Source organism: Shigella sp. FC1967 (assembly GCF_001743005.1).
GTDB lineage: Bacteria > Pseudomonadota > Gammaproteobacteria > Enterobacterales > Enterobacteriaceae > Proteus.
In genome coordinates, this window is sequence record NZ_MIIZ01000572.1 from 1 (window position 1) to 7,624 (window position 7,624).

The following is a 7,624-nucleotide window of genomic DNA, read 5'->3' on the forward strand; positions in this document are numbered from 1 at the left end:
TTTTTTGCTTATCAACGCTGGTGGCGATTTTCTCACAAAATTTAACCACACTGGTTATTGCAAGTACCTTACAAGGAATGGGAACGGGCGTTGCGGGTGTTATGACTCGTACTCAACCTCGTGATTTATACACAGGAACGGCATTACGTTACGCCAATAGTTTGTTAAATATGGGGGTTTTGGTTAGCCCATTATTAGCGCCAATGATTGGTGGTGTGGTTGCGCACTTCTTTGGCTGGCATGCGTGTTATATCTTCTTATTATTATTAGGAAGCAGTGTCCTGTTTTGTATGTATCGTTGGATGCCAGAAACACGCCCCGTACAAGTTGAAAAACGTAAAATGTTGTCATCGTTTTACTTATTGCTTTCAAACAGTACCTTCAGCGCCTTTTTGATTATGCTGATTTGTGCACTATCGGGTATCGCTGTTTTTGAAGCCTCTAGCGGCGTATTGATGGGGGGCGTATTAGGATTAAATAGTATTACTATCAGTATATTATTTATTTTACCGATCCCTGCGGCATTCTTTGGGGCTTGGTATGCGGGTCGTGAAGGTAAAACCTTTGTGCAACTGATGTGGCACTCTGTTTTTTGTTGTTTATCTGCCGGTATCTTAATGTGGATCCCCGGTTGGTTAAATATTATTAATATCTGGACATTATTGGTACCTGCAGCACTGTTTTTCTTTGGTGCGGGTATGTTATTCCCATTGGCAACGACAGGCGCAATGGAACCATTCCCTTATTTAGCCGGTTCAGCAGGTGCGCTGGTAGGGGGATTACAAAATGTCGGTTCCGGTGTGGCAACATGGTTTTCTGCTTTACTGCCACAACATAACCAATTTAGTTTAGGTATGATTATGTTTGCTATGTCAGTGGCGATAATGCTTTGTTGGCTTCCTTTGGCTCATCGTTTTAGCCATGAAGAACATACGATTTAATGGATTGATACTGTAACTGAAATAAAAAATGCCGAGATAAACATGAACAGGGGTTAGTTCAAAAATCTCGGCATTGGGTTTTGTAGCCTAGGCTACTTCTCTCTCAAATTGTGTTTTACTGCTATTATTAACCGCGATCTTCCCACTCTTGAGCGCGAGCGACGGCTTTTTTCCAGCCGTTATAGCGATAGTTACGTTCAGTGGTTTCAATGCCAGGACGGAATTCTTTATCGATAGCAGCTTTGTTTTTCACTTCATCTAAATCACGCCAGAAACCGATAGCAAGGCCTGCAAGGAATGCGGCTCCTAATGCGGTACTTTCACGAACAACAGGACGTTCTACACGAGTACCTAAAATATCAGATTGGAACTGCATTAAGAAGTTGTTGGCAACAGCACCACCATCAACACGTAGTGATTGTAAACGTGCACCTGAATCGGCTTGCATGGCATCAAGCACATCGCGTGTTTGATAAGCGATGGATTCTAAGGTTGCACGAATAATGTGATTACGGTTAGCACCACGGGTTAAACCAAAAATAGCACCACGAGCATACGGATCCCAATAGGGTGCGCCTAAACCCGTAAATGCAGGAACAACATAGACACCATTAGTATCATTAACTTTAGTTGCGAAATATTCGGAGTCAGTCGCTTCATCAATCAGTTTTAGCTCATCACGAAGCCATTGAATAGAAGCACCACCAACGAATACGGCACCTTCTAGGGCATAGTTAACTTCACCACGTGGGCCACAGCAGATTGTTGTTAACAAACCATGATTAGAGCGAACCGCTTCTTTACCTGTGTTCATCAGTAAGAAGCAACCCGTACCATAGGTATTTTTTGCCATACCGCTTTGTACGCAAAGTTGACCATAAAGTGCAGCTTGTTGGTCACCCGCCATACCTGCGATAGGAATACGTGTACCACCTTTACCCCCAATGTTGGTTTGGCCATAAATTTCCGAAGATGGCACGACTTTGGGGAGCATATTGCGAGGAATATCCAGCAAGTCGAGGATTTTTTGATCCCAATCTAAAGAGTGGATATTAAATAACATGGTACGTGAAGCGTTAGTGAAATCGGTAACGTGAACGCGACCTTGTGTCATTTTCCAAACTAACCACGTATCAACAGTACCGAATAACAATTCGCCTTTCTCTACTTTTTCACGCGCACCTTCGACGTTGTCGAGGATCCATTTTAATTTTGTCCCAGAGAAATAAGGGTCAACCATTAACCCCGTGTTCTGACGAATATATTCTTCAACACCTTCTTTATCTTTTAAGCGAGTGCAGAAATCTGCAGTACGGCGACACTGCCATACAATCGCGTTATAAACGGGTTTACCCGTTTCTTTATCCCATACGATAGTGGTTTCGCGTTGGTTTGTGATACCAATACCAGCAACGTGATCGGAGGGAATATCGGCTTTTGCTAATACTTCCACTAAGGTTGCACTTTGTGTCGCCCAAATTTCCATTGGGTCGTGTTCAACCCAGCCTGGCTTAGGGTAGATTTGGGTAAACTCTCGTTGTGAAATACTGACGATATTTGCATCGTGGTCAATAACCACAGCTCGTGAGCTGGTTGTGCCCTGATCCAGCGCAACAATGTATTTTTTCTCGGTATTCGATGTATTTGTCTCTGTTGTCATGTTAGTAACCTGTTCTGATAATCAACAATATTGCTCTTAATTTTATTTATCGTCTTCGATTTTGCAGGTATCGCAAGGTAAGTGACGGCCAATTAATTTACGGTAAGCCAATGCACCTAAGATACCACCGATAAAGGGAGCAATCATTGGAACTAAGAAATAAGGGATATCACGTCCACCAGTCAGTGCAATATCACCCCAGCCAGCAAAGTACGCAACCAATTTTGGACCAAAGTCACGGGCAGGGTTTAAGGCGAATCCAGTTAATGGGCCAAATGCACCACCAATAACAGCAATTAAAATACCAATCAGTAAAGGTGCTAATGGACCTTTAGGTACACCGTTGCCATCATCCGTTAAGGCTAAAATTAAGCCAACTAAGATAACAGCGATGATAACTTCAACAAAAAAGGCATGTATAACGGAAATTTGAGCCGCAGGATAAGTTGAAAATACGCCAGCAGTGAAGAGACTTTCTTGTGAGCCTCTGACAATGCCATTAACTTGTTCGTAGTCGAGGAAAACACTGTAGTACATAAAGTACACAATAGCGGCAGCAAAGAAGCCACCTAACATTTGTGCAATAATATAAGGGATAACTTTTCTGCGTTCAAAGCAAGCAAATAACCAAAACGCAACAGTCACTGCTGGGTTCAAATGAGCACCAGAGGTACCCGCGGTAAGATAAACGGCTAAGGCAACACCCAGCCCCCAGATAATACTTATCTCCCACAGCCCAAGCTCTGCGCCTGCAATACGTACCGCAGCAACACAACCAAGACCAAAGAAGACTAGCAACGCAGTTCCGATAAATTCAGAAATGCATTGACCCATAAGAGAGGTTTTCGTCTGGCTCATATATTCTATCCTGAAAGAGGGTTATTTATTGTTAGTATTCTTTTCGAATTGAAAAGATAACTGTGAATTTATCGTTAATGAGCGTAAACGAGAATAAGCGAAATTGAAATTTGTGTGTCTCATCAAGAAAATGAGTGAAAACGCTCTTAATTAGTGACTTGATCGACATTTGTAATGTGATCTGACCAGTGTTTTTGATAAATTGAAAAAAGAATGTAATTCCTCGGAAGATGCTAGACAGTTGTTGATAGGCTACTTACAATCGGAAGTATCGATTATATGGGGGATTACAGTATGTCATTTGAAGTTTTCGAGAAGTTAGAATCAAAAGTACAACAAGCAATTGATACCATCACGTTATTACAGATGGAAATCGAAGAGCTAAAAGAAAAAAATGATGCGCTGAACCAAGAAGTTCAAGAAGCGAAAGGATCGCGCGAAGCGCTTGTTCGTGAAAATGAAGAATTGAAACAAGAGCAATCAAGCTGGCAAGAGCGTTTACGTGCACTGTTAGGCAAAATGGAAGACGTGCAATAATTGTCTTTGTTTGCTTAAAACTTAAAAACAAAAGCCACCGTTAGGTGCTTTTGAATATTGAAATCATCAGAATACAGATAAAAAAGTCGCAATTACTCTTCAAGTAAATCTTCATCTAAGCCTAAGGGCTCTTCAGATAAAATAATCCCTGTATTATCAGCATAAAGATAATCACCAGAGAAGAAGGTAACCCCACCGAAGTTAACACGGATATCACTTTCACCAATGCCTTCACTTTGGCAACCCGCAGGGATAGCTGCCATTGCTTGAATACCTATATCAAGCTCTGATAATGCATCAACTTGACGTACTGCACCGTAAACGACAATGCCTTCCCATTCATTAGAAACAGCAAGTTGCGCTAGCTCAGCATCAACTAAGGCTTTACGTACAGAGCCACCGCCATCGACCAAAAGAATACGGCCTTTACCATTTTCCTCGAGTAAGTCATAAAGCAGGCCATTATCTTCAAAACATTTAACGGTGATGATTTGCCCATTAAAAGCACTTTGACCACCAAAGTTTGAGAAAAGCGGTTCTACGACATTGATATCTTCTTGATAGATATCACAGAGTTCAGAAGTATCATATTTCATAGGAGATTACGTCAGGTTGCCACAGGAAAGTCCAGTATATCCCTTAACAGGGGCAGTTGGCAAAAGACTCACTGAAAATTCAGTGAGTCAAATCAACAATAGAGTGAAATTATTCTAAAATTAAACCCAAAGAGAAAAGTACGTTAGTTAACAGTGCTGCTTTTACCATGTGTTCGAGTAGAGGACGCATTGCTTCACCGGAGTGATCGGCATTTACTCGTTTGATATGCAGTAAAAGCATAGGGGTAGCGAGTAAAAATAACCACGCTGTCCAGCGGTGCATATAAAGTAGAGTGAAGATAATCAAGCAGGCAAGAGAGAGAAAAATAACACACGTATGGTAAGTACGTGAACCAGCAGGACCTAAGCGAACAGCTAATGTGTTTTTACCTGCCTGAATGTCACTTTCTAAATCGCGCATATTATTAATGTTTAGAACAGCGACAGAAAGTAAACCACAGGCGGTGGCAGGAAGTAGAGTAACAACATCAAAGGTGTTGGATTGTAAATAATAAGTCCCGATGACACTTAACCAGCCAAAGAAAATTAAAACAGAGATATCACCTAGTCCCATATAGCCATAAGGGCGCTTACCTACGGTATAAGTGATCGCAGCAACAATAGCGAGTAACCCCATCACTAAGAAGCCAATAGCGTCTTCTGGCTTTTTACAGGCGACAATAATCAGGGCAATACCACAGATACAGGAGATAATAACATTTAGGATCAGCGCTTTTTTCATTTGAGCCGCTGTTATTACGCCTTTTTGCATTCCACGAAGTGGCCCTAAACGTTCTTCAGTATCGGTTCCTTTTACGGCATCACCATAGTCATTGGCAAGGTTTGATAAGATCTGTAATGTTCCCGCCGTCAATATAGCAAGCAGTGCAATAGGCAGCTCAAAATGACCCATCCAATATGCTAATGCGGAACCAGTCACAATGGCAATTAACCCTAAAGGTAGTGTTTTGGGTCGTAAACTTTCAAGCCAGGCTTGAGTCCGGCTAGTGGAATTTAGAGAGCTCATGCTGAAATTCGATACTCATGTTCGTTGTTATTATAAAAATAAGAATGGGAGGCAAGCCTCCCACGTAAATATTGCTGATAAGGATCGCACAAGTTGATTATAAAATAAATCGACTCAGATCTTCATCTGCTACAAGCTCATCCAGATGCTGTTTCACATATTCTGCATCAATCAATATTGATTGACCTTGACGTTCACTGGCATCGTAGGAAATTTCTTCCATCAAACGTTCTAAAACAGTATGCAAACGACGAGCACCGATATTTTCAGTGGTTTCGTTTACGCGCCATGCTGATTCAGCAATTTTGCGAATACCGTCTTCAGTGAAGCTAATTGACACACCTTCGGTTGCCATTAATGCTTCATACTGTTTTGTTAACGATGCGTTAGGTTCAGTTAGAATACGCTCAAAATCTTCTGCTGTCAGCGCTTGAAGTTCAACGCGAATTGGCAGACGTCCTTGTAATTCAGGAATTAAATCAGAAGGACTTGAGACTTGGAATGCACCTGATGCAATAAACAGAATATGGTCTGTTTTTACCATACCGTGTTTTGTTGAAACTGTACAACCTTCAACTAGAGGTAAAAGGTCACGCTGTACGCCTTCACGAGAAACGTCAGGGCCAGAACTTTGTCCACCACGTTTACAAATTTTATCGACTTCATCAATAAAGACGATACCATGTTGTTCTACCGCATCAATCGCTTGCTGTTTAAGCTCTTCAGGGTTAACTAATTTAGCGGCTTCTTCTTCAACAATAAGCTTAAACGCATCTTTGATTTTCATCTTGCGCGCTTTTTGCTTCTGACCCGCTAAATTTTGGAACATAGATTGTAATTGATTCGTCATCTCTTCCATTCCTGGAGGAGCCATAATTTCAACACCCATTGGTGTTGCAGATAACTCAATTTCAATCTCTTTATCGTCTAACTGGCCTTCACGTAATTTTTTACGGAAAGATTGACGTGCTGCGGAAGGTTCTGATGCTTGTTCTGTTACGCCCCAGTTATTTTTTGCTGGTGGAATAAGTACATCAAGGATACGTTCTTCAGCCATTTCCTCTGCACGGAAACGATTTTTATCGATAGCTTGGCTACGTACCATCTTGACCGCGGAGTCGGTTAAGTCACGAATAATCGAATCGACTTCTTTACCCACATAACCCACTTCGGTGAATTTAGTTGCTTCAACTTTGATGAAAGGTGCATTAGCCAATTTAGCTAAACGGCGTGCAATTTCAGTTTTACCTACACCAGTAGGTCCAATCATCAGAATATTTTTAGGTGTTACTTCATGACGCAGCGCTTCATCAAGCTGCATACGACGCCAGCGGTTACGTAGGGCAATCGCCACAGCACGTTTCGCTTTATCTTGACCAATAATAAATCTATCAAGTTCGCTGGCAATTTCGCGAGGAGTCATTTCAGACATGCTCTCTAATCCTTACTCTTTTGAAGAGAGTTCTTCAAAGTTAACATTATGGTTAGTGTAAATACAGATATCTCCAGCGATATTAAGTGCTTTTTCAGCAATTTCTCGTGCAGAAAGCTCAGTATTTTCCAGCATAGCTCTAGCTGCTGCTTGTGCATAAGGGCCACCAGAACCGATAGCAATTAAATCGTTTTCTGGTTGAACCACATCACCATTACCCGTGATGATAAGAGATGTATTTTCATCTGCAACAGCAAGTAACGCTTCTAATTTGCGTAGCATTCTGTCTGTGCGCCAATCTTTAGCAAGTTCTACCGCAGCTTTAGTTAAATGCCCTTGGTGAAGTTCTAGTTTGCGCTCAAACAGTTCAAAAAGAGTAAAAGCATCAGCAGTGCCGCCGGCAAATCCCGCAATGACTTTGTCGTTATAAAGACGGCGTACTTTGCGAACATTGCCTTTCATGACGGTATTACCCATCGTCGCCTGTCCATCACCACCGATTACAACTTGGCCCTTACGGCGAACACTTACGATTGTAGTCATGAGTCAGCCCCTGGTTTAATCAATAAAAAA

8 protein-coding genes are annotated in these 7,624 nt (G+C 41.7%); 2 read left to right on the top strand and 6 right to left on the bottom strand.

Going from position 1 to position 7,624, the window contains the following annotated elements; translation table 11 throughout:
- The coding region (locus BHE89_RS05430; RefSeq protein ID WP_128860331.1) for an MFS transporter at nucleotides 1-941 on the top strand (941 nt) is incomplete at its 5' end.
- Between the two features lie 127 nt (nucleotides 942-1,068).
- Here the strand turns inward: BHE89_RS05430 and glpK are convergent.
- Both glpK and BHE89_RS05440 read right to left on the bottom strand, forming a co-directional pair.
- A complete protein-coding gene (gene glpK, locus BHE89_RS05435) occupies nucleotides 1,069-2,601 on the bottom strand; it encodes a glycerol kinase GlpK (protein ID WP_069366842.1) in 1,533 nt (510 codons plus the stop codon).
- A 42-nt stretch (nucleotides 2,602-2,643) separates the two neighbouring features.
- The gene (locus tag BHE89_RS05440; RefSeq protein WP_069366841.1) at nucleotides 2,644-3,459 is read right to left on the bottom strand and encodes an MIP/aquaporin family protein; all 816 of its coding nucleotides are present in this window, start codon (nucleotides 3,457-3,459) and stop codon (nucleotides 2,644-2,646) included.
- A gap of 294 nt (nucleotides 3,460-3,753) precedes the next feature.
- Here BHE89_RS05440 and zapB point away from each other — a divergent pair, with 294 nt between their 5' ends.
- Nucleotides 3,754-3,996: a cell division protein ZapB gene (gene zapB, locus BHE89_RS05445; RefSeq protein ID WP_036933299.1), complete on the top strand. Its 243-nt coding sequence runs from the start codon at nucleotides 3,754-3,756 to the stop codon at nucleotides 3,994-3,996.
- Between the two features lie 92 nt (nucleotides 3,997-4,088).
- On the opposite strand, the gene rraA is transcribed toward zapB, so the two are convergent.
- From rraA to hslV, 4 genes are all read right to left on the bottom strand, one after another.
- Entirely contained in the window at nucleotides 4,089-4,592 is a 504-nt protein-coding gene (gene rraA, locus BHE89_RS05450; protein ID WP_069366840.1) for a ribonuclease E activity regulator RraA, read from the bottom strand.
- Between the two features lie 109 nt (nucleotides 4,593-4,701).
- Nucleotides 4,702-5,619, bottom strand: a complete 918-nt coding sequence (locus BHE89_RS05455; protein ID WP_069366839.1) for a 1,4-dihydroxy-2-naphthoate polyprenyltransferase — start codon at nucleotides 5,617-5,619, stop codon at nucleotides 4,702-4,704.
- 97 nt (nucleotides 5,620-5,716) lie between these two features.
- Nucleotides 5,717-7,051: an HslU--HslV peptidase ATPase subunit gene (gene hslU / locus BHE89_RS05460; RefSeq protein ID WP_069366838.1), complete on the bottom strand. Its 1,335-nt coding sequence runs from the start codon at nucleotides 7,049-7,051 to the stop codon at nucleotides 5,717-5,719.
- A gap of 12 nt (nucleotides 7,052-7,063) precedes the next feature.
- Entirely contained in the window at nucleotides 7,064-7,594 is a 531-nt protein-coding gene (gene hslV, locus BHE89_RS05465; protein ID WP_023583438.1) for an ATP-dependent protease subunit HslV, read from the bottom strand.
- Nucleotides 7,595-7,624 lie beyond the last annotated feature (30 nt).

Bases quoted from the DNA above. Each gene is read 5' to 3' on its own strand.
- glpK (WP_069366842.1), bottom strand. From the start codon at position 2,601: ATGACAACAGAGACAAATACATCGAATACCGAGAAAAAATACATTGTT.
- BHE89_RS05440 (WP_069366841.1), bottom strand. From the start codon at position 3,459: ATGAGCCAGACGAAAACCTCTCTTATGGGTCAATGCATTTCTGAATTT.
- zapB (WP_036933299.1), top strand. From the start codon at position 3,754: ATGTCATTTGAAGTTTTCGAGAAGTTAGAATCAAAAGTACAACAAGCA.
- rraA (WP_069366840.1), bottom strand. From the start codon at position 4,592: ATGAAATATGATACTTCTGAACTCTGTGATATCTATCAAGAAGATATC.
- BHE89_RS05455 (WP_069366839.1), bottom strand. From the start codon at position 5,619: ATGAGCTCTCTAAATTCCACTAGCCGGACTCAAGCCTGGCTTGAAAGT.
- hslU (WP_069366838.1), bottom strand. From the start codon at position 7,051: ATGTCTGAAATGACTCCTCGCGAAATTGCCAGCGAACTTGATAGATTT.
- hslV (WP_023583438.1), bottom strand. From the start codon at position 7,594: ATGACTACAATCGTAAGTGTTCGCCGTAAGGGCCAAGTTGTAATCGGT.